The following is a 26050-nucleotide window of genomic DNA, read 5'->3' as shown; positions in this document are numbered from 1 at the left end:
CGCTTGTCGTTATCGCAAAACCGCTGCACACTTTTGCGCGACATGCATTAGTGAAGGCTCCGCAATCGAACCACCGCCTTCAACCCGCCCATGCTGGACCGTTCCAGAGCCAGAACGCCTCCGTATTCGTTGACGAGGTCGGCGACAATGGCAAGTCCAAGCCCGGTGCCCGGCCTTGTCTCGTCGAGACGCCGTCCGCGCTTCAGCGCCTCGCGTGCCTTGTCTTCTGGAATGCCCGGGCCGTCATCCTCGATGCTGATCTCGAACAGGACGACAGCACCCTCCTTGCCGGAGCCAGTCTTCTTGCCGGGGATTGGCGCCACCGATACCGCGACCGCGCTCTTTGCCCATTTCATGGCGTTGTCGAGCAAATTGCCAAGCAATTCTTCCAGATCCTCGCGTTCGCCGGCAAAGACGATATCGACTGCCGGCAGCGAAAGCGAGAGAGCGGTCTGCGGATTGAGTTTTTGCAGCACGCGCACCATGCGCTGGACCAGCGGCGCCACCGGCGTGCGGTAGACGACGCTGTCACGTTGCGCCGCAACGCGGGCGCGCTGCAGATAATGGTCGATCTGCTTCTGCATCGAGGCGGCCTGTTCGGCTATGAGCTGGCCCTTGGCGCCGCCGAGCGCCCGTCCCTCGTTGATCAGCACCGCCAGCGGCGTCTTCAGCGAATGGGCGAGGTTGCCGACCTGCGTCCGCGAGCGCTCGACGATACGCTTGTTGTTTTCGATCAACGCGTTGGTCTCGTTGGCGAGCGGCTCGATCTCGGCAGGGAAGCGACCGTCGAGCTTTTGCGCGGTTCCTTCGCGCACCATGGCGAGAGCGTCCCTGACCCGGCGCAATGGCTGCAGGCCCAGCAGGATGGCGATGGCGTTGATGGCGATCATGCCGACGCCGAACAGCGAAAGATAGGTCAGCAGGCGACGCTGAAAGGCGCTTATCTCCTGCTCGAGCTCGGTCCGGTTGCCCATGACGCGGAAGCGCGCTGCGCGATTTTTCGCGTCGAGAACGAACTCGCTCTCGAACACCTCCAGTTCCTCGCCATCGATGCCTTCTGTCGTATAGCTGCGCTGGAAGCTGGCATTGAAAGGAACCTCGGCGACGCTTGGCGACAGGATCGCCTTGGTCATCGAGGAGGAGTGCAACTCACCACTCACGCCTTCCGACGCAGGCTCCACCGACCAGTACCAGCCGGAATTCGGCTCCGAGAACCGAAGGTCGCCCAGGTCGGGAGCGCCGGTCAGCGAACCGCCTTCGGACACGCCGACCGAGCCGATCAGATTGAACAGATGCGCCGACAGCAGGCTGTCGAAACCGCGCTCGCTCGCCTGGCGATAAAGGGTGGTGATCAGCGTGAAGATGACAATCAGGGTGAGTATAGCCCAGACCGTGGAAAAGGCGATCACCCGGAACGCCAGCGAACGCGGCCCGAACCGCAGTGAAAGCGGCGTCCTTGCAGTCTGTCTGAGCGGTTCCGCCTTACGCCTCCGGCTCACGCATCCGATAGCCCATGCCGCGAACGGTTTCTATCATGTCGATGCCCATCTTCTTGCGAAGCCGCCCGACAAAGACCTCGATTGTGTTGGAATCGCGGTCGAAATCCTGATCGTAAAGGTGCTCGACCAACTCGGTTCGGGACACGACCTCGCCCATATGGTGCATCAGATAGGCAAGCAAGCGAAATTCGTGCGACGTCAGCTTCAACGGCACGCCGTCGACATCGGCCTTGGAGGCTTTGGTGTCGAGCCGCAGCGGTCCGCAGGTCAGTTCGGACGACGCATGGCCGGCCGCGCGCCGGATGAGCGCTCGGACCCTGGCCAGCACCTCTTCGATGTGGAACGGCTTGGTGACATAATCGTCGGCGCCGGCGTCGATGCCGGAGACCTTGTCGCTCCAGCGATCGCGCGCCGTCAAAATCAGGACAGGCATCTTGCGGCCGCCGCGCCGCCAGCGTTCGACCACGCTGATGCCGTCCATCTGCGGCAAGCCGATGTCGAGCACCACGGCGTCATAGGGCTCAGTGTCGCCGAGGAAATGCCCTTCCTCACCGTCGAAAGCCCGGTCGACAACATAGCCGGCATCGACCAGCGCGTCGGATATCTGCCGGTTCAGGTCCTTGTCATCTTCGACAACGAGTACGCGCATATGGGATCATACCAGTTGAGGAATCGGCCTGTTGAGGAGCTGGAAGTCAGATATAGGCCGATTCCAGCGCCTAGGATACGGCAGGCATCAGTTCAGCGGAACGACGATCTCCGTGCGGCGCGGACGCTGCCCATCCTTGCCCGGAACCAGCACGACGATGACGCAGACCGGCTGGCCACCGCGCGTCGACTGCGACGCCTTGGCCAGCGTGCCGCCATTCTGCTCGGCGACCTGCTGACCGATCGCGTAGCAGTCGGAGGCGGCCAGGACGATCGGCCGGTTCTGCTCGGGCACGACGACCGGCAGCGCCGTCGCCTGCGACGCAAACAGACCGGCAGCGCAGAGAGCAAGTGTCGCGGTTGGGAAGTGGGAGCGAAGCGTTTTCATGATCAGCGTCCTAACGCATCGGTGCTGAACGTGATATGAACATTGCCTGCAACACATGCCTGTCTCACCCCCTGAAATGCGACACGACCAACCCCGGTGATTTGGCCGCCCCAACCCGGCAAATCCAGGCGCCAGTCTAGACTGTGTTGCAGCCTTATTGAAAGCGCGTCAGGCGTTTTCTTCCGTCACGGCAAGAAAGCGCAGCAGCCCGTGACAGGCTGAAAGATCCTGGTCGTAACGGACCTCGGTGAATTCGAGCCTGAGATTGACGCGGTGATGCTCGTCGAGCGCCAGCGCCGCATCCTGGAGGCGGGCGCTGACCATGTCCATCACGTCGAGCATTTCTTTCCTGGCCTCGGATTTCGACCAGAAATGCAGAGTGAAAAGCTGCTCGGCGTCTTTCTCCCTGCCTGTTACCCAATCATAGACGCTGGTCCGGCCGAACGTCACATAGGGAAACGGGATGTTTTCCGGGACATGGTCGAATAGTTTTGCGCCGCCCAGCGCCGCTGACAGGGAACCGTCAGCGTCCAGCGCCTGGAACAAGGCCTTCTGCAACGCGGCAGCCGGCGCGTTCATTGTATTCTCCCTCGCCCGTCGCGGCTGAACAGGCCTTTGTGCCGTCAACGATTCGTGCTTGCAGCGTAGCCGCGTTGAGGTGGCTGCGCCAGATCAGGGGAATCTCAGGTGGCTACCCACACCTTTCATTTGACATGCAAGGCGTTTGAAAAACGGTGCTATGGAGTGCTTGTTTCTCCAGACCTTCGAGGTTGTTTTCGTGCGCGAGCCATCGCTGCTGCCTGTTTTCGGAAAACTTGGGATCAAGACGCCAGTCGTCGTTGCGGCGGCGCCGACCATGTCGAAAAGCATTAAGAACATTGTGTCCCGCATGCGGGAGGTTCTGTCTTCATACGGAGGCCTAGCCTTGAAGCTGTTCGTCGTCGTTTGGACGGTCCTTGTCGTGGCGGCAGTGTTCTACATCACGCAGGCCTGACCAATCGCATTCATCGATCGGGGGCGGAAACGAAACGGATGCCGGAATGGCAAACCGCTACGCACTGCGCATGGAGCATCCGCACAGCTGGACCGTCTTCGATGGCTTCACCGGCCAGCCCGTCGAGCTTAAGCACCAGGTCTTGGTTGGCATGAACACGCGCGATGCAGACGCGATGGTCGATCGGCTGAACAGCCGAGATGTCAAGCGACGGGCAAAGGCGGAGAGCAAGCCCTGATCCTGCTGCTAGGTTCACTCGGCACATTCGTGCGCCTGGATCGGATCTGGCGCGTTGGCCCTGAACGCGATGACGTTCGGGATTTAACGAAAATCGGCCGCCGTCAGCACATATATGCTCTTGCGGGTCCGGTCATAGGCATTCCTGGCGACGTCGTGGATGGAGTTGGAAGCCGTATCGAAGGCGGCGAGATAGGTGGCTTCTGCAGTTGGTGTCCCTGACTCTGCCTTCGAGATGGCATCCGTGGCGACGGAGAAGGAAATCTGGAACATGCCGTCATGGCCGACGAAGCGGATGCGTTTGCCCGCCTCGTCGTAGCTCCGGCTTCGATTGGGAAATGTCAGGCTCATGACTTGACCTCCGTTGATGCAACGTCTGCTTTCTTGATCGCCCGCGACGCCCGCTTTTTCTTGGGGGCGACGGGATTGAGGGCCTCCGCGGCGCGGTCGGCCTCTTCCTTGGCCAGCCGCAACGCCCGCAATCTTGCCGTCTTGATGGTCCTGGCCTTGGCCTCTGAAACATATTCGGCCGTTGCCTGATTGCGTTCCGCGGTTTTCTTCTGCTTCTCCATGAAGCGCGCTTCGGCTTTTTCCATGATGTTCTGGCTAACTTCCGCCATCGATCAAAACCTCCTTTTGGCTGCAATGATGAAAATGATTTTCTCCCTTAAAATAGTCACTCGATGTGGAAAAATCAAATTCTGAGCTATTTTTGATCGAGCAAATTTCTGAAGCGAAAAGGCAAAATAATACTATTCAATGTTTTACGGCGGCCAACGAATATTTTTTGGCACTCCTATCTATCGAGTGCCAACGCGCCTATAGAAGGGAGCGGCCGCCTAAGCCGGCCCCAGAAAGAAGTTTCCATGAAATTCCGGCCACTCCACGATCGCGTCGTCATTCGGCGCGCCGAAAGCGACACCAAATCCAAGGGCGGCATCATCATCCCCGACAATGCCAAGGAAAAGCCGCAGGAAGGCGAAGTGATCGCCGTCGGGCCGGGCGCGCGTGACGAAAGCGGCGCGCTGATCGCGCTCGATGTCAAGGCCGGCGACCTCATCCTGTTCGGCAAATGGTCCGGCACCGAGGTCAAGATTGACGGAGAGGACCTTCTGATCATGAAGGAGGCCGACATCATGGGCATCATCGACAAGAGCGAGATGGGCATCATCGACAAGAGCGAGATGGGCATCATCGAGAAGACCGGGGCTGCCAAGAAGGCCGCCTGATTGGAGCGCCGCGCGTCTTGGACGCGCAAAGGACGCTCCAAATTTTGATTCAGGCGGTGCTGACAGCGCCCTGCCGCAACCAACCGAACTGGAAAAAAGATGTCTGCCAAGGAAATCAAATTCTCCACCGATGCGCGTGACCGCATGCTGCGTGGTGTCGAAATCCTCAACAACGCCGTCAAGGTGACGCTCGGCCCCAAGGGCCGCAACGTCGTCATTGACAAGGCCTATGGCGCACCGCGCATCACCAAGGACGGGGTGGCGGTAGCCAAGGAAATCGAGCTTTCCGACAAGTTCGAGAACATGGGCGCGCAGATGGTGCGCGAAGTGGCGTCGAAGACCAACGACCTTGCCGGCGACGGCACCACCACCGCCACGGTGCTTGCCGCTTCCATCTTGCGCGAGGGCGCCAAATTCGTTGCCGCCGGCATGAACCCGATGGACCTCAAGCGCGGCATCGACCTTGCCGTTACCGCTGTCGTCAAGGAAATCCAGGCACGCGCCAAGAAGGTCAAATCTTCCGGTGAAATCGCGCAGGTCGGCACCATTGCCGCCAATGGCGACACCACCGTTGGCGCCATGATCGCCAAGGCGATGGACAAGGTCGGCAATGACGGCGTCATCACCGTCGAGGAAGCCAAGACCGCCGACACCGAACTCGACGTCGTCGAGGGCATGCAGTTCGACCGCGGCTATCTCTCGCCCTATTTCGTCACCAATGCCGAGAAGATGCGCGCCGAGCTGGAGGACCCTTACGTCCTCATCCATGAGAAGAAGCTCGGCAATCTGCAGGCGATGCTGCCGATCCTCGAAGCCGTGGTGCAAAGCGGCAAGCCGCTGCTGATCATCTCCGAGGACGTCGAAGGCGAAGCGCTGGCGACGCTGGTCGTCAACAAATTGCGAGGCGGCCTCAAGGTTGCGGCCGTCAAGGCGCCGGGCTTCGGTGACCGCCGCAAGTCGATGCTGGAAGACATCGCGGTGCTCACCGCCGGCCAGATGATTTCGGAGGACCTCGGCATCAAGCTCGAAAACATCACCATCGACATGCTAGGCCGCGCCAAGCGCGTGCTGATCGAGAAGGACACGACGACGATCATCGACGGCGCCGGCGAGAAGGCCACGATCCAGGCGCGTGTCCAGCAGATCAAGGGGCAGATCGAGGAAACCACTTCCGACTACGACAAGGAGAAGCTGCAGGAGCGGCTGGCTAAGCTCGCCGGCGGCGTCGCGGTCATTCGCGTCGGCGGCGCGACCGAGTCCGAGGTCAAGGAAAAGAAGGACCGCATCGACGATGCGCTGAACGCCACGCGCGCGGCAGTGGAAGAAGGCATCGTTCCCGGCGGCGGTGTCGCGCTGCTGCGCGCCAAGGCCGTGCTGAACGGGCTGACCGGAGCCAATGCCGATGTGACGGCGGGCATTTCGATCGTTTCGAGAGCGCTCGAAGCGCCGATCCGCCAGATCGCCGAGAACTCCGGCGTCGAAGGTTCGATCGTTGTCGGCAGGCTCACGGACAGCAAGGATCACAATCAGGGCTTCGACGCCCAGAACGAGACCTATGTCGACATGATCAAGGCTGGCATCGTCGATCCCGCAAAGGTGGTGCGGACCGCGTTGCAGGATGCCGGGTCGATCGCGGCGCTGCTGATCACCGCGGAAGCCATGATCACCGACATTCCGGCAAAAGACGCTGCGCCTTCGGCCGGCATGGGCGGCTACTGACCACCCCTCCCGTAAATAGGCCCTGCAAGGCCTGGCCCCAGCAAGGCCAGGCGACCGATCCCAACATCAACCAGGAAGGAACTGTCCGTGGCCACACAAAGCAGCAAGCCATCTCTCGCGCGTCGATGGGAAGATTACCAGCCGGCCAAATCCACGCTTTTGTGGGCATGCGCTGCAACCGTCGTCGCCACGCTGATCATTGGTTTCAACTGGGGCGGCTGGGTGACCGGCGGCACCTCGCGCGCGCTGGCGGCCACCGCCGGCGATACGGCGCGCGGCGAGCTGGCCTCGGCGGTCTGCGTCGATCGCTTCAATACGGCGCCCGACGCGGCCGCCAAACTTGTCGAGTTCAAGGCCATAACTGACAGCTACAAGAAGCGGCAGTTCATCGAGACGGGCGGCTGGGCGACCATGCCCGGAAAAACCTCGCCCGACAGGCTGGGTGCGCAAAGCTGCGCGGTCGCTCTCGCCACCTAACATCTTCGACCTCTCGGAGAGAACGTGCTCTTGATGAGAGCCCGAAAGACAGCCGCCGGGGCATCCTCCGGCGCGCAGCCGTCGGCAAGGAGATCGATCCATGATTGCATTCGTCCCGAAGCCAAATGCTGTAGTAAAGACCAAAGTGGCCGAGGAAAGCCGCTTCGATCGCATTCGCAGACTCGCCGCCGACAAGCACAGGAAAGCCGATGCCGGCACGATCCGCCGCGACCCGCAGAAGGCAGGCGACAAGCGCCCCATGTAACGCGCGCTTGCTGAACTACATCACGAGACCGGTGCTGCGCCACCCTCTTCCGTGCGCCGCGCAATGAATTCGTCGAGAACACCTGATGTGGCAGCGGCGCAAGCCGGCGGCCGAAAATCGGCCAGCAGCCGTTTCCAGATGCCGGTGGCGCGCTCGGTGGCGGTTCTTGACCCGGCCTGCGTCCAGTTGCCGAAATTCGACCAATCGGCGACCAGCGGTTCGTAGAATGCGGTGCGGTAGCGCGCCATTGTGTGCCCGGTCGAGAAGAAATGCCCGCCCGGCTGCACTTCGGCGATGGCCTCGAAGCCGATCGCGGCCTCGTCGCCGGGCGTCGCGGCGCAGAGTTCCGCGATGGTCTGCAGCGCCTCGATATCGGTGATCAGCTTCTCGAACGAGACGCTCAACCCGCCTTCGAGCCAGCCCGCAGCATGGATGCAGACCGTCGCGCCGGCGAGCACCGAACCCCACAGCGCGAACTGCGTTTCGTGGGCTGCCTGCGCGTCCGAAATGTTGGCGGCACTGCCGCCGCCGGACCGCCAGGGAAGGCCGGTGAAGCGTGCAAGCTGACCGGCGCCGAGCGTCGCCTTGACGTGCTCCGGCGTGCCGAAGGCCGGCGCCCCGGACTTCATGTCGACATTGGAGGAGAAGGAGCCATAGACGACCGGCGCGCCCGGCCGCACGATCTGGGCCAGCGTCAGCCCGGCCAGCGCTTCGGCGTGCTGCAGCGTCAGCGCGCCGGCCACGGTGATCGGCGCCATGGCGCCGGCCAGGCAGAAGGGCGTGATGATCAGCACCTGCCCCGCCTTGGCAAAGTCGATGATGCCTTGCGCCATCGGAATGTCGAGTTGACGCGGCGAGTTGGTGTTGATGACGGTGTAGCAATGAGCGCCCGAACGGATTTCGTCCTCGGACAGGCCGCGCGCCAGCCGCAGCATCTCGAAGCCGTCCTCGACCTGCGGCGTGCCGCGCGCGAAGACGAACGGCAGTTTGTCCGACAGCGTCAACTGCGCGCGGCTGACGGCATAATGGCGGAAGCGGTTGTCGATGTCCTGCGGCTCGATGCAAGGTCCCAGCATGTGCAGCACGTCGAAATGCTGCACCAGCCGGATGAGATCCTCGAAAGCGGCAAGCGTTCCCGGCCGCCGGCCGTGCTCCAGATCGGTGACGTTCGGCGCCCCGGATCCTGCCAGGAACGTCATCGAGCCGAGTTCGAGCGTCAGGTCGCGGGCACGGTCACCGGCATGGACACGGATCGATTTCGGCGCCGAGCCCAGCGCCGCCGCGACGATGTCGCGGCCGATGCGCACCATCTGACTGTCCTCGTCGACCAAAGCGCCGGCACGGGCAAGAATGGCGCGCGCCTCCGGCAGCAGCACCTTGACGCCGAGTTGCTCGAGCACGTGCAGTGCCGTGTCGTGGATCGCGGCGACCTGATCGGCCGAAAAGATCGGCTGCGGCAGAAACGGGTTCTTCAGCGAACGATAGTCCGGCCGGCGGCTGGTCTCGCTGCCGGCCTCGCCGGTTCGTCCGCGCCTGCGTTCGCGCCTGAGGTTGCGTGCTGCGTCATCGACCATGGCGGATACTCCTCATTGCCGTATTGCCCTGCCCTGCGGATCGTAGGCAGGAGCCGCGATGACGCGCGTCGGCCGCTCGCCCAGTTCGTTGAGGCAGATAGGATACTTGCACTGTACATATGTGTCTAGTACGGTTGTATGCAGTTCGCCCTCATGCCTATTGTGCGGCCATGATCATGATTTCTCCGCAGGACGAGCCGGCGTCCGGCAACACCAAGGTGACGCGCCGGGACTGGATCAATCTTGCGCTCCAGACACTGATTTCAGACGGCATCGCAAGCGTGCGCGTGCTGCCGCTTGGCCAGAAACTCGGCGTATCGCGCTCAAGCTTCTACTGGTATTTCGAGAGCCGTCAGGACCTGCTCGACCAGTTGCTTGCGCATTGGCGGGACACCAACACCAAGTCGATCGTCGAACGCGCGCAGCGGCCGGCCGAAAGCATCATCATGGGGGTCATGAACGTGTTCGAATGCTGGGCGGACGAGCGCCTGTTCGATCCCAGGCTCGACTTCGCCATCCGGGAATGGGCGCGGCGCTCCGACGACGTGCGCCGGGCCATCGACCAGGCCGACAATGACCGACTGGGCGCGATCCGCGACATGTATCGCCGGCACGGCTACGGCGAAGAGGATGCCTTCATCCGCGCCCGTGTGCTCTACTACATGCAGATCGGCTATTATGTGCTCGACCTCAAGGAACCGGTCGAGGCGAGAGTCAGTCATCTCGCCGCCTATCTGCGCAGTTTCACCGGCCAGGAGCCAAGCGATGCCGACGTGGCGCATTTCATGCGCTTTATCGCGGCGCGTTAAGTGGGTGCGAGGTGGCAGAGGTGGCAGGCCCGACCCTGGTATCAACAAACTGTACCGCGAAAGCCCCTCTCACCCTTGTGAGCGAGGCCAAAATGGACAAATAGTCTGGTAGGAGTGCCGCTTCTCGGTGGGAGGCGTAGCCGCAGCCGGATCTTGGAATGGCCAGTCCTTTGAAAACACGCAGGAGAAGGGGTCCGATTGCCGCAAGACTGCTGGCGGCGGATGCGTGGTTCGATTCCTCGCTCTACGAGACCGGCTTCAAGGCGCGCCGGTTCTGGGAAGCGGCCACCATTTTTTTCCGGCGCTTCCGCGTCTCCGGCTGGCGCCGCGGCATCATCGAACTGTTGAGCGAAGGTTTCACGCTCGGCGCCGGCGGCATCGTCGTCATGCTGGCGCTCGCCTTGCCGGCCTTCCAGGAAACCGCCGGCGACTGGCGCGCCCAGGGCGATTTCGCCATCACCTTCCTCGACCGCTACGGCAATGAGATCGGCCAGCGCGGCATCATCCAGCGCGATTCGGTGCCGGTCGACGAGATGCCCGACCAGGTCATCAAGGCGGTGCTGGCCACCGAGGATCGGCGTTTCTTCGATCACTACGGCATCGACGCGCTCGGCCTTTCGCGCGCGATCTTCGCGAATGTGCGGGCGAATTCCGTGGTGCAGGGCGGCTCGAGCATCACCCAGCAGCTGGCCAAGAACCTGTTCCTGACCAATGAACGGACGTTGGAGCGGAAGGTCAAGGAAGCCTTCCTGGCGCTATGGCTCGAAGCCAATCTGTCGAAGAAGGAGATCCTGCAGCTCTATCTCGACCGCGTCTATATGGGCGGCGGCACGTTCGGCATCGAAGCGGCCGCCGATTTCTATTTCGGCAAAAGCGTCAAGGATGTGAACCTCGCCGAAGCGGCGATGCTGGCCGGCCTGTTCAAGGCACCGACCAAATACGCGCCGCACATCAACCTGCCTGCTGCCAGGGCGCGGGCCAATGTGGTGCTGTCGAATCTCGTCGAAGGCGGCTTCATGAGCGAGGGTCAGGTGCTGCAGGCGCGGCTGCATCCGGCTGAAATCGTCGACCGCGGCGAGCAGAAGAGCCCGGATTACTACCTCGACTGGGCATTCGAAGAGGTCAAGAAGATCGCCGCGAAGTCCGGCCAGCATTCGCTGGTCGCCCACACAACTTTCGACGCCAACATCCAGAAAGCGGCGGAAGAATCGATGGAGTTCCATCTCCGCCAGTTCGGCAAGGAATACAACGTCACCGAAGGCGCCATGGTCGTCATCGAAACCAATGGCGCAGTCAGGGCGATCGTCGGCGGCCGCGACTACGGTGCCAGCCAGTTCAACCGCGCCACCAAGGCGCTGCGCCAGAGCGGCTCATCGTTTAAACCCTACGTATACGCAACGGCAATGGAGCACGGCTTCACGCCGGACTCCGTCGTTTCCGGCGCGCCGATCTCCTGGGGTGCCTGGTCGCCGCACAATTACAATGACGGACGGGCCGGCAAGGTCACGCTGATCACGGCGATGGCCAAATCGGTCAACACCGTGCCGGTGCGGCTTGCCAAGAATCATCTCGGCATCAAGCCGATCAAGGCGATGGCGGAAGCCATGGGCGTCGAATCGCCGCTCGAATCGCACAAGACGATGGTGCTCGGCACATCGGGTATGACCGTGATGGACCAGGCGACAGGCTTTAGCGTGTTCGCCCAGAACGGCTTTGTCGGCTCCCGGCATGGCGTCACCCAGCTCGTCACCCGTACCGGCGAGGTGGTTTACGATTTCGCCAAGGATGCGCCGCCGCCGCGCCGTGTGCTCTCGGAGCAGGCGCTGAAATCCATGAACACCATGCTGGCGGCGGTGCCGGTGATGGGCACGGCGCGGCGCGCTGCGCTTCCCAATATCGTTTCAGCCGGCAAGACCGGCACAACGCAGTCTTACCGTGACGCCTGGTATGTCGGCTTTACCGGCAACTATACGGCTGCCGTGTGGCTCGGCAATGACGACTTCACCCCGACCAACAACATGACCGGCGGCTCGCTGCCGGCGATGGTTTGGCAGCGGCTGATGGTCTATGCGCACCAGAATATCGACCTCAAGCCGATCCCCGGCCTCGATCATCCCTTCGTCGACGAAGAGATCGCCGCCAAGGCCGAGGAAGCGGAAAAGAAGAATGCCGAGCAGGCAGCGGCCGACACTGCCGCCGAGCGGCCGCCGGTGCTGTCCAGCCAGACGACGCGGGCGCTCAGGGACATCACCAGGCTGTTCCAGTCGGCGCCCGTCCTCCAGGCGCCTGCGACACCGGAGACCCTGTCGGCGCTTTGATGCCGGCACGACGGGCCAGGCCATCCCTCGCGCCGCAATTCCACAGAGGTCCGCTTGCCATGGCCCCCTGCCCCGCGATATCCCCGAGCGGCACTCCTCTTGCCCGCGGCTCTTCATGTTCAAGAACGCATTCCTGACGCTCCTCGCGCTTGCCATAGCCATCGGCGGCGGCGGCGGCAGCGTCTGGTACGCTCTCAAGACGCAGGATGGCATTGGCGCGATCAGGATCGGCCAATGGACGGCGTTTCCCGATATCGGCACGCAGACGGCGGATCCTTACTCGAAAGCCCGCGTGGCGCGCGAGGGTGTCCTTGCACTCGGGCAGGCAGAAGGCCTGTCGTTTATCGCCGAACGCGATTCCGATGGCGAACTATTGAAACGCCAATGCGCCTATGAAATCGAAGGCGGGTTTCCCACAGCCCGGTTCTGGACCCTCTATGCCGCCGATCGGTCGCTCGGCGTGGTCGAGACCGGCAAGCCAAGGCTTGCGGCACTTCAGTCCTACCAGGTGCTGCGCCAGCCCGACAATTCCGTGCTTATTTCCGTCAGCAACCGCCCCGCGCCCGGCAACTGGCTGCTTTCCGACGGCTTCGGCCGGATGTATCTCGTGCTGACATTCTACGACACGCCGATCGCCAGCAGCACGGGCCTTTCGGATGTCACGCTGCCGCAGATCGTGAAGGTCGGCTGCAATGCGTAGGCTGCTGCACGCGATCCTGCTCGGCCTGCTTGGCGCCGGCATCGTACACATCATCGTGCTGCTGCTCGCCCCGGAATTTTCCGAACGCAATGCCTGGTCGCGGCTGGCCATGGCCTCCAACCTTTATCGGATGACCAGGCTGGACGCTGAGGCCGGCGGTACGCCTGTGGTGAAATCGGTCGATCCGCTGTTTTATGCTGCGGCTTGCCGCTTCGATCTGTCCGATGGGATGGTTCGGGTGAAGGCACCGGGAAACGTCCCGTTCTGGTCCGTATCGGTCTATGACCGCAGCGGCCATAACATCTACTCCTTCAACGACCACAGCGCGACCGGAAGGGTGCTGGACAGTATCGTACTGACGCCGGCGCAGATGATCGAGATCCGCAAGGATCTCCCGGAGGAATTGCAAGGGGCAATCTTCGTCGAAGCGCCGATCGACGAAGGCATGTTCGTCATCCGCTCCTTCGTGCCCGACGACAGCTGGAAGCCGACCGTGTCGCGGTTTCTCGAGCAGAGTTCCTGCGAGCTGCAGGACTACTGACGTCAACCGAAACATGCCGCCCGTTGCGGCCCATGCCTTGCGAGCCGCCGCGGCGCTCATTCAAGGAGATAGAGCGTCCTTTGCGCGCCCAACAGGGCGCGGCGAATCCATTCAGCCGCGACGCGCTTTAATGATGCGGAACAGGCAACGTCGCCGACGTCCCCGGCATCGTCCTTGACGAACCCGGCTTGTCCGGACCGGCGCCTGGCCGCGTCTCGCCCGTCAGTGGCGGTTGCTCGTAGCGGACGCCGGGGAAAATGATCACCGCCGCCGGCGCTCCGGTGTTTCGGTCTGCTCGATTGGTTGCCGCCGTTCGCGGCACGAAAGACAGTACCATGCCCATGGTTCGTGCATTCCTCTCGGTTGCCCCGGAGCACAACGCAACGCCTCCAATCTGATTAAGGAGCCAGTAGGTTAACGGAACGCTAACGGATCGCCGCTAATTTGATCTTTGTTCTGAGGTCAGGAAGTCCTGACCCGTGGCAAATGCGAAACCGACACAGTCCCGGTCGAGCATGGTCAAGATTGTGTCGAGTGTCAGGCGTATCCTTCGTGTCATCTGCGGATTTCAGGCAAATCGCTATACGGGCTGAATCGGGAAAGGCCGAAAGGCTGTTCCGCGCCACGGTGTCGGCGTTCTGTTCGCTCACCCGCCCTTCGCGCCGGGAGATCGCGCAACTTGAGGATCTGACGCTGCCGCTTTTCGCCGATGTGTCGGTCGAATCGCGCCGCTACGTCGCCGCCGCCCTTTCCGAATGCGAATATGCGCCCGCTGCGCTGGTCCGGCGGCTTTGCGAGGAGCCGGTCGACGTTGCCGCGCCGCTGCTCATCCGCTCGCGCGCGCTCAGCGATATCGACCTCATCGCGCTGATCGGCCGCCATGGCCTGCCGCATGCGCGCGCCATTGCGCGCCGCAAGGATCTGAACCCGACCATCGCCCACCTGATCAGGGCGCTTGAAAAGCCGACGCTGGTGAGCGTGCGGCAGCCTGAGGCGAACGCCAAGGCGGTGCCCGAAAGCGCCGAAGTCGTCGCCGATAGCAGCCAGCAGGTGCCCGGCGCCGCCGCCGAGGCTGCACGGCGCCGGCTGCGGTCGATGATGCGTGATGCCGAAAGCGGCGGCGCGACGATCAATCCGTTCGCCGGCGCTAACACCTATGTCAAACTGCGCGAGACGGCGCTGACCGGCAATGCCGCATTCTTCCAGACAGCACTGGCCGACGCGCTCGCGATCGATTTTTCAACGGCGCGGTCGCTCATCGCGAACCAGAACTACACGTCGCTGCTGGCTGCCCTGCGCGCGCTCGATCTCGGCGAAGAGAGGGCGTTCCTGATCACCGCCGCCGTCTATCCCACAGAGTTCTCGCATCCGCAGGCCATCCGCATCTTCCTCGACCGCTATCGGCTGCTGCATCGCGACGCAGCGCTGGACAGGCTACGCGGCTGGAAAGCCGAGACACTGTCGAAGGCCATTCGCAATGCCGGACCGATCGCGGCAAACGCCGACGTCCGCAAAGCGGACAGCGACAATGCTGCCGCCAGCCCTAAAGCGCGTCGCGTTTGACCCGCCGTCGCGCCTGAAAAGAGATTCAAGCGAACGCTCTAAGCCTTTGTCTGCATATCGCTATTGCGACTTGACGGAAATAAGCTCCTCGACGGGAACAGAGCCGGCCTCGATCTCGACCACCCAGATGTCGGGGTCGAATTTCTTCTCCCTCTCCAGTCGCCCGTCAAAGACGGCGGCATCGTCGCCGGCGCCGAGCAAACTGAAGTAACGGTCGTCGGGTTTGGCTGAATCGTAGCTCGTCTGCGGCGCCGGGCCAAACAAGGCAATCTCGCCCATGCGGCCTCGCGCCAGCACGAAGACGGCGCCGGCCTCGGTTGCGCCACGCTTGACCACGGCGGCAAAACCCCCGGCGCCGAAAACCCGGCGCAACAGGGCCGACACCCACAGATCCGTGGTTACGCGCATGGCAGGATTCCGGACGACATCGGACGGTACCTAGAGCGCTTTGCGTTTGGGTGAAACCAAAACCGCGCGCCTGCGCCCATCAGTTGGTCAGGCCGATCTCGCGCATCTTGACGTAGACGACCTCGTCGGGCTCGCCGGTCTCGGGCAGCCCGAACAGCGACTGAAACTCCTTGATCGCTGCCTTGGTGCGGGCCCCGACCACGCCATCGAGCTGCATGTCGTCATTGCCGAATGCCTTCAACCCGGCCTGGATCTTGATGATGCGGGCGTCGGGTGCCTGCGCCGGCGCATCTGCCGGCGAAGCCGAGACGGGAATCGCGGCCATGTCGTCCGGACGCGGTGCCGGATGTGGCACGACCGTCGAGGCGGTTGGCATGGCGCCCAGTTGATCGAGCAGAATGCTGTCGATCTCGCCGGAAGCGTTGAGCCCGACCTTCTGCTGATAGGCTTGGATAGCCTTACGCGTGTTGGGGCCGGAAATACCGTCGACGGTGCCGGAATAGAAATCGAGATCTTTCAATATGCCCTGGACCTGCTCGACGATCGGATCGCTCTTGATCGGGGCCGGCTCCGGCCGCACGATGTTGATGGTGGTTTCAGGCTCGTCGACGCCGGCTCGAGGAAAGCCCTCCATGCTCCTGGTCGCAAAAAACGCGCCGGCATGAGGAAAAGGCTGATACCACAAAGCGTTCGCCGAGACGTAGAACAGCGTCACCAGGAAGGCGGTCGAACCGCCAACCAGAACCGGATTGCGTGAAATCTGGCTGCCGAGGGCGACCGCGCTGCGTTGGAAGGCATTGCCGCGGCGCTTGACCGCCTTAGGCTGTTTTGCGGAGCGAGCCATGCCTGTCCCCTTTCGTCTCCGCCTTGGCTGCAGGCATCGGCAGTACGCCGGGCTTGTCTTTCGAACGTCCTTTCGGTCCGTTCACCGGCAAGCTGATCGTGACCGTGGTGCCCTCCCCCGGCATGCTTTCGATCGACATCGTGCCCTCGTGAAGCGCCACCAGACCCTTCACCAGCGACAGGCCGAGCCCAGTCCCCTCGAAGCGGCGCGTATAGTCGTTCTGGATCTGCATGAACGGCTTGCCGAGATTGGCAAAGTCTTCCTCGGCGATGCCGATGCCGGTGTCCCTGACCCAGAAATGCAGTCGCGAGCCGATCCGCTTGGCGCCGACGACGACATCGCCGCCATCGGGCGTGAACTTGATGGCGTTGGAGACGAGGTTGATGAGTATCTGCTGCACGGCACGACGGTCGGCGTTTATCTCGCCTGCATCCGGTGCGATCTGGGCCTGAAGATCGATGTTCTTTGCCTCGGCCTGCAAGCGCATCATCGATTGGCACATTTCGACAGCTTCGACGAAACGGAATGGTTCCGGCTCGGTTGCATAGGCGCCGGCTTCGATCCTCGATACGTCGAGTATCGAGGTGACGACGGCAAGCAAATGCTGGCCGGACTCCTTGACCAGGCCAACATATTCCTTCTGGCGCGGGTCCTTGAAGGTGCCGAACATCTCATGCAGCAGCATGTCGGAAAAACCGATTATGGCGTTCAACGGCGTGCGCAGCTCGTGGCTGACGACCGCCAGAAACCGTCCCTTTGCCACTTCGGCAGACGCGGCCGCCTCTTTCGCAGCGGCAAGCTCTTCGCGCAAGCCGGCGAGTTCGTCGTTTTCGCGCAGGACGAACGTGAGGACGTCCTGCTGCTCTTCCCCGCGCGCCAATTCAAGCGAAAACGGCCGGTAATTGTCCGCCGTCGGGCCATTGCCGTTTTGCGGCAGCCGGACGCGAAGATCCAGCCGGCGCGCCGGCGCGCCATCGCGCATGTCGGCCAGCGCGCTGAGGTATGCGACGCGATCGGACAGATGGATGCGGTCGAACAGGCCGGTACCGAACAGCAGCTCCGGCTGCAGCTTCAGGATCGTGCGCGCCTTTGCCGACGCATCCAGAACCTCGCCATGCCGGCCGGCCCGCAGGACAACGGCGTCGATGATGTTCTCGAGCCGATCGTCGGTCGCCGGATCAAGCTGCGCGCCGGCCGCGCTGCCAAGCGCTGCGACGCGGGGAACGAGGGTGAGCGCCCAGGCCAGCGGCAGCAGCCAATGCCAGGCGGCGATTTCGGCCGGACCGAACGGGAAGACAGAACCGGCAAAAGCCTGCAGCAGGATAGCGACACATGCGGATAGGGCACCCCAGAGTGCAGCGCGACGAGACGCGCCGATCCACCAGGCTTCGAACGGCAGCGCCACGACAAGCATGGCGACCGGCGAGGCCATCCCGCCCGCCGCGGCAATGATACCGGCAAGAGCAAGACTGCCCATCACCAGGGCGACCTGGCCGGCGAACGCCATCTTGCCCGATGCTGCCACCAGCAAGGCGGCAAACCAGCAGAGGCCGAACGTCGCAAAGATCGCAGCCATGGTCACGGCCACGCCCATGCCCGAGGTGACCAGCGTGACTGCTGCGCCTGCGGCAAAGAACGGAGCGGCCAGCATGACACCGATAAACCGCCTCTGGCACCGGCGGTCGTTCTGTCCGAGGATCGACGGATGAACCATACGTTCGCAACCGGCTGCCATCGCGCCGGGCAACTCAACGTATCTGGCCCTTATCGAACTCAACTCAACGCACTCGCACCTGGTCGTGAACAGCCCTGCTTCGCAGATGCTTTTGTCGATCTGAAACTCGCATCCAGCGTTTAAGGAATGGATAAGGCAGGACCGATCAATGCCCGGTCCGAGGCAGATATTGGGAGGCCGGCACAGCCAAACCTTGGCAATTGCGGCCATAGTAAATGGAGCGTTATCCGGGCGAACCGCCCTCCCGCCTTTGACAGTCGCCCTCGGTAAGCCGAACTTCTGGGAAATACATAAGGAAAACAGTTGGATAGATGGTTAACCTTAAGTGAAGAAAAGCGCCTGGATTTGAGACGAATCCATTGCAAATGCTTCGTTTCGAATTTGCCTAAAATTTGAGGAAAATTTTCGCTGACCGGGCAAGCCGTCCTTTGCGCGTCCATGCCACTATCGTATCCATAAAGAGGTCATGTCGCATGAACGCATGATCCGGTCACGAATGAGGGCATACAGATGGGCTTTCTGATCAGAATGGCTTTCTGGTTTTCGCTGGTGCTTCTGGCGCTGCCGCTGAATGTCGGCTCCGACGAGACCGGCCACCAAAGCGTCGGGCCGATCCAGGCGTTGTTTGCGGCACGCGAAGCGGTCGGCGACATTGCCGGCATATGCGAGCGCAAGCCCGACGTCTGCGAGACCGGCAAGTCCGCAATGCACACGATCACCGCCCGGGCCAGGGAGACAGCCAAGATCGCGGCCGCCATGTTGGACGACAAGACCGCCGAACCCGACACGGCGACAACGACCGGCAGCGTGCCCGAAGACATCGTGTTGCCGGCGAAAGTCGATTTGCCGGCGAAAAACTGAGATATTTTCAGCGCATCTGTCACCGTCCACGCTCTGACGCCTATGGTGTTTTCCTCTTTTTCCGTGACGCGGCGTCGCCGGATGACTATATCCGGAGTGATGACTACGACGATCCAAACGATCCGCGACGACTTCTCCCTGCTTGACGAGTGGGAAGACCGCTATCGCTATGTGATCGAACTGGGCGAGGCCCTGCCGCCATTTCCCGATGAGGAACGCAACCCTGCCAACAAGGTGCCCGGCTGCGTCAGCCAGGTCTGGCTGACCACCGAGTATGGTCCGGGGCCCGACCCAGTCGTCACCTTCGCCGGCGATTCGGACGCCCATATCGTGCGTGGCCTCGTCGCTATCATGCTGGCGCTGTTTTCCAGACGACTCGCCAGCGAGATCCAGAAAACCGACGCCGAAGCCACGCTGAAGGCACTTGGCCTCGACGAGCACCTGTCGCCGCAACGCGCCAATGGTCTTCGTTCCATGGTCAAGCGCATCAAGCGCGACGCAGAGGCGGCCTTGAAGCAGACCGCCTGATCATATCGATTGCTCGAGCATCGCCCCAAGATCAAAACGGCGCCCGGAGGCGCCGTTGATCATCTAACCCAGGTTGGGAAGGGAGCCGGTATCAGCGCCCCTTGCGCTTGCGGCCGAGACCCATCTTCTTGGCGAGCTGTGAGCGGGCGGCAGCATAGTTGGGAGCAACCATCGGGTAGCTGGCGTCCAGGCCCCATTTTTCACGATACTCGTCGGGCGTCAGACCGTAGTGGGTCATCAAGTGACGCTTCAGCGACTTGAACTTCTTGCCGTCTTCAAGACAGACGATGTAGTCGTCATGGACGGAGCGTTTCGGGTTTACTGCCGGCTTCTGCTTGTCGGCAGGAGGCTGTTCACTGGCCCCGCCCACGCGCCCGAGGGCGGCATGGACATCGGCGATGAGGCTAGGCAGCTCGCCGACCGGCACCGGATTGTTGCTGACATAGGCGGCCACGACATCGGCCGTCAATTCGATCAGCGCATCACTATTTCTGGAAGGTGTTTCGATAATATCCATTGCCTCCTGGCCCCAACGTGAGTTGTTTCTACCTGCGCCCTATTTTTGATAGGTCGGGCATCGCGCGAAATTTTTGCAGGAAAGAGCCTCTGCGATTCGCGTCGCAGCATCCTAATGAGCCACTAAACCAAGTAAGTCAATTCGCTTCTTGCGCTGTATTCATCGATGGCAATAAAATATTCGACGATCAGCTTCAACCTTTCGTGCACTCTGTAACTTTGCGATATTTTCTGGGCAGACCAGCAGCGGCGGACGCCCAGTCAAGCTGCCGTTACATCCATGAGAGCCAGTAAAAAAATCTCAATGCTTGGCTATGCTTGGTTGTGGTGCAGGCTATCTGGTTGTTTTTAGAGTCCGCAAAACCATAGGTTGCGATTTGCTGTTGCAAGCAAGCCGGAAATCAGCCCTGCGGACCGGCACCGTCCATCAATGTGGGGTGATGTATTTTCCGTAGACCCAGCCGGTGACGAAATTGCCGCTATGGGCCGGATCGTGCCAGACTTCGCACCAGCGATAGCGGATCTTCTGTTCCTGCTTCCAAACCGGCTGCTTGGCGATGTCGAGCAGGTTTATGCCGCCGGTGCATCTCCCGGTCATCTGCAAAACGGCACCGTTGGGATAGGCCGCCTGTTTCTGGGACGATCCCGCCGGATACTTGCGCACGTTGAGCGTGTCGCCAAACGGAAGGTTGGTCACTTGCCAAGCTGCGAACACGGTTGCATGAGATTGGCCAATAAAGGCCAAGACTGTCGAAGCGACGGCGAAAGCCGCAGCAGCGTGAAAACAGAACTTCATTTTTCCCTCTCCTCCGGCTCATCTTCTGGAGTCCGGCGCAAACATATACCCCGGCACTTGAACCTGCGCTGATCGGCGTGTTCATTCTCCATACAAGTAACTTCCACAGCGAGACGCAATGACCCGAACCCCAGCATTTCCGACTGCCAGCCCGCCGCAACCAGAGAAGCGGCCGGTCTTCGATGTGCATCATGGAGTGACCCGGACGGACGACTATGCCTGGCTGAGAGCCGACAACTGGCAAGAGATGTTCAGGAATCCGTCGCTGCTCGGCGGCCAGATCCGCGCCCATCTCGAAGCCGAGAACGTCTATCAGGCAGCGCTCATGGCCGAGACCGCCCAGGTGCGGAAGCAGCTTTTCAAGGAGATGAAGGGCCGCATCAAGGAGGACGATTCGTCCGTGCCGATGAAGGATGGGCCGTACGCCTATGGGTCATCTTTCAAGCTTGGCGGCGAGCAGCCGCGTTATTTTCGCACGCCGCGCGAGGGCGGCGACCAAGAGATCCTGCTCGACGGCGATCTCGAGGCCGAAGGCAAGGCCTATTTCCGCCTCGGCGGTGTCGACCATTCGACCGACCACCGCAAGCTTCTGTGGGCCTTCGACGACAAGGGTTCCGAATTCTACACGCTTCGCGTCCGCGATCTCGCCGACGGCAACGATCTGGCCGACAGGATTCCGGATACCGGCGGCGGCGGCGTGTGGGATGCCGGAAATGATGGATTTTTCTACACCCGCCTCGATGCCAACCACCGTCCTTCCAAGGTGCTGTTCCATGCCCTTGGCGACAGTCCTGAGAACGACCGGCTGATCTACGAAGAAACCGATCCGGGCTTCTTCATGAATGTCGGCGGCACACGCTCCAACGAATGGATCATGGTTGGCATCAACGACCACGAGACCTCGGAATATCGCATCATGAGCGCCAGCGAGCCGTTCGCCGAACCGAAGCTGGTTGCTCCGCGCGAGACCGGCCTGCAATACGACCTCGAAGAAGGCGGCGATGTCTTCTTCATTCTCACCAATGCCGACAGCGCCAAGGATTTCAAGATCATGACTGCGCCGGCAAGCGACCCGGTGCGCGCCAACTGGCAGGAGCTGGTGCCGCACGAAGCGGGCCGGCTGATCCTTTCGGTAATCGGTTTCAAGGACCACATGGTCAGGCTTGAACGCAAGGAAGGCCTGCCGCGCATCGTCGTGCATGACCGCAACAGCGGCGAGGAACACCTCATCTCCTTCGACGAGGAAGCCTTCTCGCTCGGCCTGTCGGGATCCTATGAATACGATACCGAGATCATGCGCTTTTCCTACTCGTCCATGACAACGCCGGCGCAGGTCTTCGACTACAACATGCGGACCCGCGAGCGCGTGCTGCTGAAGACCCAGGAAGTTCCGTCCGGTCACGACCCGGACCACTACGTGACGCGGCGGCTGATGGCGCCCGCAGCCGACGGCGAACTGGTGCCGGTCTCGCTCATCCACCATCGCGACACGCCGCTCGACGGATCAGCGCCTTGCCTGCTTTACGGCTACGGCTCCTACGGCATCACGGTCCCGGCCGCCTTTAACACCAATTTGTTATCGCTGGTCGACCGCGGCTTCGTCTACGCGATTGCCCATGTCCGCGGCGGCAAGGACAAGGGCTATGGCTGGTACGACGACGGCAAGCGGGCGCACAAGATGAACACGTTCACCGATTTCATCGCGGTCGCCCACCACCTCGTCGCAGAGCGCTACACCGCCCATGATCGCATTGTCGCACAGGGTGGCTCGGCCGGCGGCCTGCTGATGGGCGCCGTCGCGAATATGGCGCCGGAATGCTTCGGCGGTATTGTCGCCGAGGTTCCGTTCGTCGACGTGCTCACCACCATGCTCGACGCGACCTTGCCGCTGACGCCGCCGGAATGGCCCGAATGGGGCAACCCGATCGCCTCGGAGGAGGACTACCGAACGATTGCCGCCTACTCGCCCTATGACAATGTCGCCGCGCTCGACTATCCGCCGATCCTGGCGCTTGCCGGCCTCACCGACCCGCGTGTCACCTATTGGGAGCCGGCCAAGTGGGTGGCGCGGCTGCGCGACCGCAAGACCGGCGACAATCCGGTGCTGTTCAAGATCAATATGGACTCCGGTCATGCCGGCGCATCCGGCCGGTTTTCCAGGCTCGAGGAAATCGCCTTCACCTATGCGTTTGCGCTGAAGGTGGCGGGCAAGGCCGACCTTGCCACCACAGCGCCGCCGACCCTGTTGGACGCACAGACGGCGCTGTAGGAGCTTGATCTTGCGCACCACGGGTCAGGCCATGTCGATTTTCCGCTCGCAATTGCCATAGCTGCGCGCTAGCCAATGCGCGGCTTCTCGCAGCCGCGCCACCCAAAAATCATTCAGTCACGGCAAGGGTCCGCAATGTTGCTCGTCGACGTCTATCTCGACAAATCGCCCATCCAGGGCATCGGTGTCTTTGCCAAGAACCACATTCCCCGCGGCACACTGGTCTGGAAGCTCCATCCCAATTACGACCGGCGCATCCCTGTCGAGGTCTATGAGCGCGAAACCGGGCCGGTCAGAGCCTACCTCGATCGCTATTCCTATCCCGATCGGCGCGACCCGAACTTCGTCGTCTTCGAAGCCGACGACGCCCGCTTCATGAACCATGCCGATGACCCGAATTGCGACGTCGCCTCGCCCGACGAGACTTATGCACTACGCGACATCGCGCCCGGCGAGGAAATGACCTGCAACTACAATCATTTCTTTGAAACCGGCTTCGATTTCCTCGGCGACCGCCACCTGTAAATCGGGAGCGTGGAATGCAGCGCGGGCAGGATTGACAACAACGGACCTTCAGCGCACCTTCCAAACAGGTGGATACAACCTGCTGCTTGCGCCCTCCCGGGTAAGGTGAATGTATCGAGCCACTTCAGGCTCCCTTTGCCCGAACGAACGGGTCAGTAACGCAAGCTCTGACGTCTTCCGTTCTTCGAAGCAAAGGATGATTCCATGCGCGATTTCCGCGATGCAAAAGCCATGGCGCAAACGCTGTCCGAAGCGCTGAGCGCCAAATCCGTTTCGCTGTCCCACAGCGAAAGCCTCGAGCTCATTGCTAGGGTCCTCGGCTTGCGCGACTGGAACGTATTGGCTGCAAGGATTCAGGCGAGCCAACCAATCGGTGCTGGGCCCAGAAACCCGGCGCCCGAGGCCAGCCCGCCCCCGTCCTCCAGCGCGGATCTGCCGATTTTTCCAATGCGGGATTTCGTGCTCTTTCCGCAAATGACTGTTCCGGTCTTCGTGGGCCGCGACAAAACGCGGCGCGCTGTGGAGCACGCGATGGCAGGCGACCGCCGCGTTCTTGTGGTCGCACAGAGGCAGGCGACCGACGAGGATCCCGGCAACCTTGCTTCTCTCTATCCGGTGGGTGTCACGGCTAGCGTGATAAACTGCCAGACGCAGGTGGATGGGGTACTCAAGGTCTCGGTCTCCGGCCTCCAGCGAGCCGCGATCCTTCACCTGGTCAACGCCGACTTTCTGGCGGCGGAGGTCGCGCCGGTCGAAGAGCAGCGTCGCCAATCGGCGGAGGCGGCAGCACGTTCGAGCGCGGTTCTCGATACATATCAGAGCTATGCCAACATCGATTTTTCCTCGCTTCCACGAAGGGCCAAGGCGCGACTCGGCCTGCCCTCCATCGGCGATCCCGGTGTCCTAGCCGATACGCTCGCGCCGCTGCTGTCGATCAGTATCGAACAGAAGCAGCAGCTTCTGGAAACCAGCGATGTCGTCGCCCGGCTTGAAAAGATCCTCGACCTGATGAAGGCTGGCCGGCCTGAGAATGGGCCAGAGCCAGCCGGCTGACGGGTGCTAATTCGCCGGCTTGCGTGGGGGATAGCCGTTGGGGTGCGGCGGGATGGCCTTCAGATAGGCCGCGATCGCCGCACGGTCGTTCGGTGCCAACTCGGCCATGTTTCTCTGCACGTCGACCATGGCGCCACTGACGGAATCGAAATCCGGGGTGAAGCCGGTCTCCAGAAAGTAGGCTATGTCGGCCTCCGACCAGTCACCGAGCCCGCCTTCGCCCGAAGTGATGTTCGGCACGATGCCGCTGCCTTCGGCAGCGGTGGCTCCGGCCAGCCACTCGCTCTTCCTGGTGCCGCCAGCAAAATCGCGCGGCGTGTGGCATTCGCCGCAATGGCCGGGCCCTTCGACCAGGTAACGGCCGGCCATCACCGGATCCGGCGTGCCATCGGGGAAGGAAACCACCGGCTGGTCACTCAAATAGAGACGTTTCCACAGCCCGATGCTGCGACGGATGTTGAATGGGAACCCCAGCGAATTGGGCGGCGCCTTGCCCGCCACCGCCGGAAGCGTTTTCAGGAAGGCATGGAGATCGGCAATGTCGGCCGGCTTCATGCGTGCGTAGGACGCATAGGGAAACGCCGGATAGAAGTGCTCGCCGCTCGGCGACACGCCCTTCAGCATGGCGTTGGCGAGGTCTTCGACCGACCAGCCGCCGATACCGTCCGTGGCATCCTGCGAGATGTTCGGTGGCACGAAGATGCCGAACGGCGTCTTGAGTTCGAGACCGCCGGCCAGTTGAAGGCGGGCGTCGCCTTGCGAGCCTGGCTTCGCATGACAGGACGTGCAGCCGCCGGCATAAAAAATGCGCTTGCCCCTGGCGGCATCGCCGGGGCCGAGCTGCGCCAGAGCCTCGCTGTCGAGCCTGACCGGCGCCGACAGGAACCAGGCGGCAACCGCGCCGGCGACGCCCAGAACGAGGGCGGCGCCGACGAGTTTTTTCAGCAGGCGCATCGCCCGCTATCAGCCCTTCTTAATCCTGTATGTCTTGTGGCAGGTGCCGCAATCGCCGCCTATGGTGTTGAACCCCGCCTTGAAGGCATCGACGTCGGCAGGAGCGGCGGCCGCCGCAGCCTTGACGTCGGCGAGATATTTTTCTTCCACAGCCTTGAAGCCGGCCATATCGTCCCAGATTTTTGGGGCAGCTGTGGTGTCGCCGGTGTCGCTGCCAGCCGGGAAAAGAGTGTCGACATTTGCATGGAACTTCTCGGCGTTTGCCTCCAGCGCCTTCAACGCCGCCAGCACGGCCGCTGCGTCGTAAGGGGTCTCGCCCTTGACGACTTTCGACAATTGGCCGGCGATCTTTCCACGTTCCTTCATAATGGCCTGCCGCTCCTGGATCGGATCGGCAAACGCCGCCGAACCGGCGAAGGCGAGCATCGAGATGGCGAGGATAAGCTTTCTCATTCAACTGGCTCCATGGTGAAGATGTTTCGGGTGAAGGTCCGACTGATCCATAACGGCAAAACTGGCTTGAAAATTCCGGAAATTCGCCTCACGCTTGTGTGAATTTTTCGCGACGGTCGTTGGAAAAGGGCGGCCGATCATTTGGCA

At 62.0% G+C, this 26050-nt stretch carries 30 protein-coding genes; 16 read left to right on the top strand and 14 right to left on the bottom strand.

Annotation, left to right across the window (positions count from 1 at the left end; translation table 11 throughout):
- Positions 1 to 47: 47 nt before the first annotated feature.
- The 4 genes from BLT09_RS02335 to BLT09_RS02320 form a co-directional block, all read right to left on the bottom strand.
- Entirely contained in the window at positions 48 to 1499 is a 1452-nt protein-coding gene (locus BLT09_RS02335; RefSeq protein ID WP_091590385.1) for an ATP-binding protein, read from the bottom strand.
- Positions 1483 to 2148 (bottom strand): response regulator transcription factor, encoded by a 666-nt coding sequence (locus BLT09_RS02330; protein WP_023800820.1) that lies wholly within the window; start codon positions 2146 to 2148, stop codon positions 1483 to 1485. Before BLT09_RS02330 ends, BLT09_RS02335 begins: the two co-directional genes overlap by 17 nt.
- 87 nt (positions 2149 to 2235) lie before the next feature.
- A complete protein-coding gene (locus tag BLT09_RS02325; RefSeq protein ID WP_023800821.1) occupies positions 2236 to 2535 on the bottom strand; it encodes a hypothetical protein in 300 nt (99 codons plus the stop codon).
- Positions 2536 to 2703: 168 nt separating this feature from the next.
- Positions 2704 to 3114, bottom strand: a complete 411-nt coding sequence (locus BLT09_RS02320) for a DUF3168 domain-containing protein (RefSeq protein WP_091590384.1) — start codon at positions 3112 to 3114, stop codon at positions 2704 to 2706.
- A 169-nt stretch (positions 3115 to 3283) separates the two neighbouring features.
- On the opposite strand from BLT09_RS02320, the gene BLT09_RS02315 reads away from it, so the two are divergent.
- Together BLT09_RS02315 and BLT09_RS02310 are read left to right on the top strand one after the other, a co-directional pair.
- The gene (locus BLT09_RS02315; protein WP_236473158.1) at positions 3284 to 3529 is read left to right on the top strand and encodes a hypothetical protein; all 246 of its coding nucleotides are present in this window, start codon (positions 3284 to 3286) and stop codon (positions 3527 to 3529) included.
- Between the two features lie 46 nt (positions 3530 to 3575).
- Positions 3576 to 3767 (top strand): hypothetical protein, encoded by a 192-nt coding sequence (locus BLT09_RS02310; RefSeq protein ID WP_091590382.1) that lies wholly within the window; start codon positions 3576 to 3578, stop codon positions 3765 to 3767.
- Between the two features lie 83 nt (positions 3768 to 3850).
- On the opposite strand, the gene BLT09_RS02305 is transcribed toward BLT09_RS02310, so the two are convergent.
- Complete coding sequence (locus BLT09_RS02305; RefSeq protein WP_091590381.1) at positions 3851 to 4117, bottom strand: DUF1488 family protein; 267 nt, start codon at positions 4115 to 4117, stop codon at positions 3851 to 3853.
- Positions 4114 to 4386 (bottom strand): hypothetical protein, encoded by a 273-nt coding sequence (locus tag BLT09_RS02300; RefSeq protein ID WP_027152776.1) that lies wholly within the window; start codon positions 4384 to 4386, stop codon positions 4114 to 4116. The genes BLT09_RS02305 and BLT09_RS02300 overlap by 4 nt, the downstream gene beginning before the upstream one ends.
- A 246-nt stretch (positions 4387 to 4632) precedes the next feature.
- On the opposite strand from BLT09_RS02300, the gene BLT09_RS02295 reads away from it, so the two are divergent.
- From BLT09_RS02295 to BLT09_RS34160, 4 genes are all read left to right on the top strand, one after another.
- Positions 4633 to 4995: a co-chaperone GroES gene (locus tag BLT09_RS02295; protein ID WP_091590379.1), complete on the top strand. Its 363-nt coding sequence runs from the start codon at positions 4633 to 4635 to the stop codon at positions 4993 to 4995.
- Positions 4996 to 5094: 99 nt separating this feature from the next.
- Positions 5095 to 6714 carry a chaperonin GroEL gene (groL, locus tag BLT09_RS02290; protein ID WP_091590377.1) on the top strand — a complete coding sequence of 540 codons (1620 nt, stop codon included), beginning with the start codon at positions 5095 to 5097 and terminating at the stop codon, positions 6712 to 6714.
- Between the two features lie 87 nt (positions 6715 to 6801).
- A complete protein-coding gene (locus BLT09_RS02285; RefSeq protein ID WP_091590375.1) occupies positions 6802 to 7191 on the top strand; it encodes a hypothetical protein in 390 nt (129 codons plus the stop codon).
- Positions 7192 to 7291: 100 nt separating this feature from the next.
- On the top strand, positions 7292 to 7456 hold the full coding sequence (locus tag BLT09_RS34160; RefSeq protein ID WP_167366301.1) for a hypothetical protein: 165 nt from the start codon (positions 7292 to 7294) through the stop codon (positions 7454 to 7456).
- A 20-nt stretch (positions 7457 to 7476) separates the two neighbouring features.
- Here BLT09_RS34160 and BLT09_RS02280 read toward each other — a convergent pair whose 3' ends face one another.
- Entirely contained in the window at positions 7477 to 9030 is a 1554-nt protein-coding gene (locus BLT09_RS02280) for a trimethylamine methyltransferase family protein (protein ID WP_091590373.1), read from the bottom strand.
- Positions 9031 to 9200: 170 nt separating this feature from the next.
- Here BLT09_RS02280 and BLT09_RS02275 point away from each other — a divergent pair, with 170 nt between their 5' ends.
- From BLT09_RS02275 to BLT09_RS02250, 5 genes are all read left to right on the top strand, one after another.
- Positions 9201 to 9839 (top strand): TetR/AcrR family transcriptional regulator, encoded by a 639-nt coding sequence (locus BLT09_RS02275; RefSeq protein WP_091590371.1) that lies wholly within the window; start codon positions 9201 to 9203, stop codon positions 9837 to 9839.
- Between the two features lie 158 nt (positions 9840 to 9997).
- Positions 9998 to 12157 (top strand): transglycosylase domain-containing protein, encoded by a 2160-nt coding sequence (locus BLT09_RS02270; protein WP_027152779.1) that lies wholly within the window; start codon positions 9998 to 10000, stop codon positions 12155 to 12157.
- Between the two features lie 115 nt (positions 12158 to 12272).
- Positions 12273 to 12857, top strand: a complete 585-nt coding sequence (locus BLT09_RS02265; protein WP_091590369.1) for a DUF1214 domain-containing protein — start codon at positions 12273 to 12275, stop codon at positions 12855 to 12857.
- Positions 12850 to 13398: a DUF1254 domain-containing protein gene (locus BLT09_RS02260; RefSeq protein WP_027152781.1), complete on the top strand. Its 549-nt coding sequence runs from the start codon at positions 12850 to 12852 to the stop codon at positions 13396 to 13398. The genes BLT09_RS02265 and BLT09_RS02260 overlap by 8 nt, the downstream gene beginning before the upstream one ends.
- Before the next feature lie 552 nt (positions 13399 to 13950).
- Complete coding sequence (locus BLT09_RS02250) at positions 13951 to 14961, top strand: hypothetical protein (RefSeq protein WP_167366300.1); 1011 nt, start codon at positions 13951 to 13953, stop codon at positions 14959 to 14961.
- 60 nt (positions 14962 to 15021) lie between these two features.
- Here BLT09_RS02250 and BLT09_RS02245 read toward each other — a convergent pair whose 3' ends face one another.
- From BLT09_RS02245 to BLT09_RS02235, 3 genes are all read right to left on the bottom strand, one after another.
- Positions 15022 to 15369, bottom strand: coding sequence for a DUF1491 family protein (locus tag BLT09_RS02245; protein WP_091590364.1), 348 nt, complete (start codon positions 15367 to 15369; stop codon positions 15022 to 15024).
- A 79-nt stretch (positions 15370 to 15448) separates the two neighbouring features.
- Positions 15449 to 16213 carry a peptidoglycan-binding domain-containing protein gene (locus BLT09_RS02240; RefSeq protein WP_091590362.1) on the bottom strand — a complete coding sequence of 255 codons (765 nt, stop codon included), beginning with the start codon at positions 16211 to 16213 and terminating at the stop codon, positions 15449 to 15451.
- Entirely contained in the window at positions 16188 to 17927 is a 1740-nt protein-coding gene (locus tag BLT09_RS02235) for a PAS domain-containing sensor histidine kinase (protein ID WP_091590361.1), read from the bottom strand. Before BLT09_RS02235 ends, BLT09_RS02240 begins: the two co-directional genes overlap by 26 nt.
- A gap of 531 nt (positions 17928 to 18458) precedes the next feature.
- Here BLT09_RS02235 and BLT09_RS02230 point away from each other — a divergent pair.
- Entirely contained in the window at positions 18459 to 18809 is a 351-nt protein-coding gene (locus BLT09_RS02230; protein WP_023800834.1) for a DUF5330 domain-containing protein, read from the top strand.
- Positions 18810 to 18908: 99 nt separating this feature from the next.
- A complete protein-coding gene (locus BLT09_RS02225) occupies positions 18909 to 19337 on the top strand; it encodes a SufE family protein (protein WP_091590844.1) in 429 nt (142 codons plus the stop codon).
- Between the two features lie 91 nt (positions 19338 to 19428).
- Here the strand turns inward: BLT09_RS02225 and BLT09_RS02220 are convergent, their stop codons facing one another.
- Both BLT09_RS02220 and BLT09_RS02215 read right to left on the bottom strand, forming a co-directional pair.
- Entirely contained in the window at positions 19429 to 19854 is a 426-nt protein-coding gene (locus BLT09_RS02220) for a Ros/MucR family transcriptional regulator (protein WP_023800837.1), read from the bottom strand.
- 426 nt (positions 19855 to 20280) lie between these two features.
- Positions 20281 to 20550 (bottom strand): SH3 domain-containing protein, encoded by a 270-nt coding sequence (locus tag BLT09_RS02215; RefSeq protein ID WP_413468399.1) that lies wholly within the window; start codon positions 20548 to 20550, stop codon positions 20281 to 20283.
- Between the two features lie 217 nt (positions 20551 to 20767).
- Between BLT09_RS02215 and BLT09_RS02210 the strand changes: the two genes are divergently transcribed.
- The 3 genes from BLT09_RS02210 to BLT09_RS02200 all read left to right on the top strand — a co-directional run bounded on the left by BLT09_RS02210 (position 20768) and on the right by BLT09_RS02200 (position 24496).
- A complete protein-coding gene (locus tag BLT09_RS02210; RefSeq protein WP_091590358.1) occupies positions 20768 to 22918 on the top strand; it encodes a S9 family peptidase in 2151 nt (716 codons plus the stop codon).
- Between the two features lie 135 nt (positions 22919 to 23053).
- Positions 23054 to 23443, top strand: coding sequence for an SET domain-containing protein (locus tag BLT09_RS02205; RefSeq protein ID WP_091590843.1), 390 nt, complete (start codon positions 23054 to 23056; stop codon positions 23441 to 23443).
- 204 nt (positions 23444 to 23647) lie between these two features.
- Positions 23648 to 24496: an LON peptidase substrate-binding domain-containing protein gene (locus BLT09_RS02200; protein ID WP_091590356.1), complete on the top strand. Its 849-nt coding sequence runs from the start codon at positions 23648 to 23650 to the stop codon at positions 24494 to 24496.
- A 6-nt stretch (positions 24497 to 24502) separates the two neighbouring features.
- Here the strand turns inward: BLT09_RS02200 and BLT09_RS02195 are convergent, their stop codons facing one another.
- On the bottom strand, positions 24503 to 25450 hold the full coding sequence (locus BLT09_RS02195; RefSeq protein ID WP_091590355.1) for a cytochrome c: 948 nt from the start codon (positions 25448 to 25450) through the stop codon (positions 24503 to 24505).
- A 9-nt stretch (positions 25451 to 25459) separates the two neighbouring features.
- On the bottom strand, positions 25460 to 25903 hold the full coding sequence (locus BLT09_RS02190; protein WP_091590353.1) for a c-type cytochrome: 444 nt from the start codon (positions 25901 to 25903) through the stop codon (positions 25460 to 25462).
- Positions 25904 to 26050: the final 147 nt, after the last annotated feature.

Origin of the sequence: Mesorhizobium muleiense, assembly GCF_900099905.1 — a bacterium.
Taxonomy (GTDB): Bacteria; Pseudomonadota; Alphaproteobacteria; order Rhizobiales; family Rhizobiaceae; genus Mesorhizobium; species Mesorhizobium muleiense.
The sequence above is the reverse complement of the archived record's forward strand: the minus strand, read 5'-3'. Positions and strand labels throughout refer to the sequence as shown.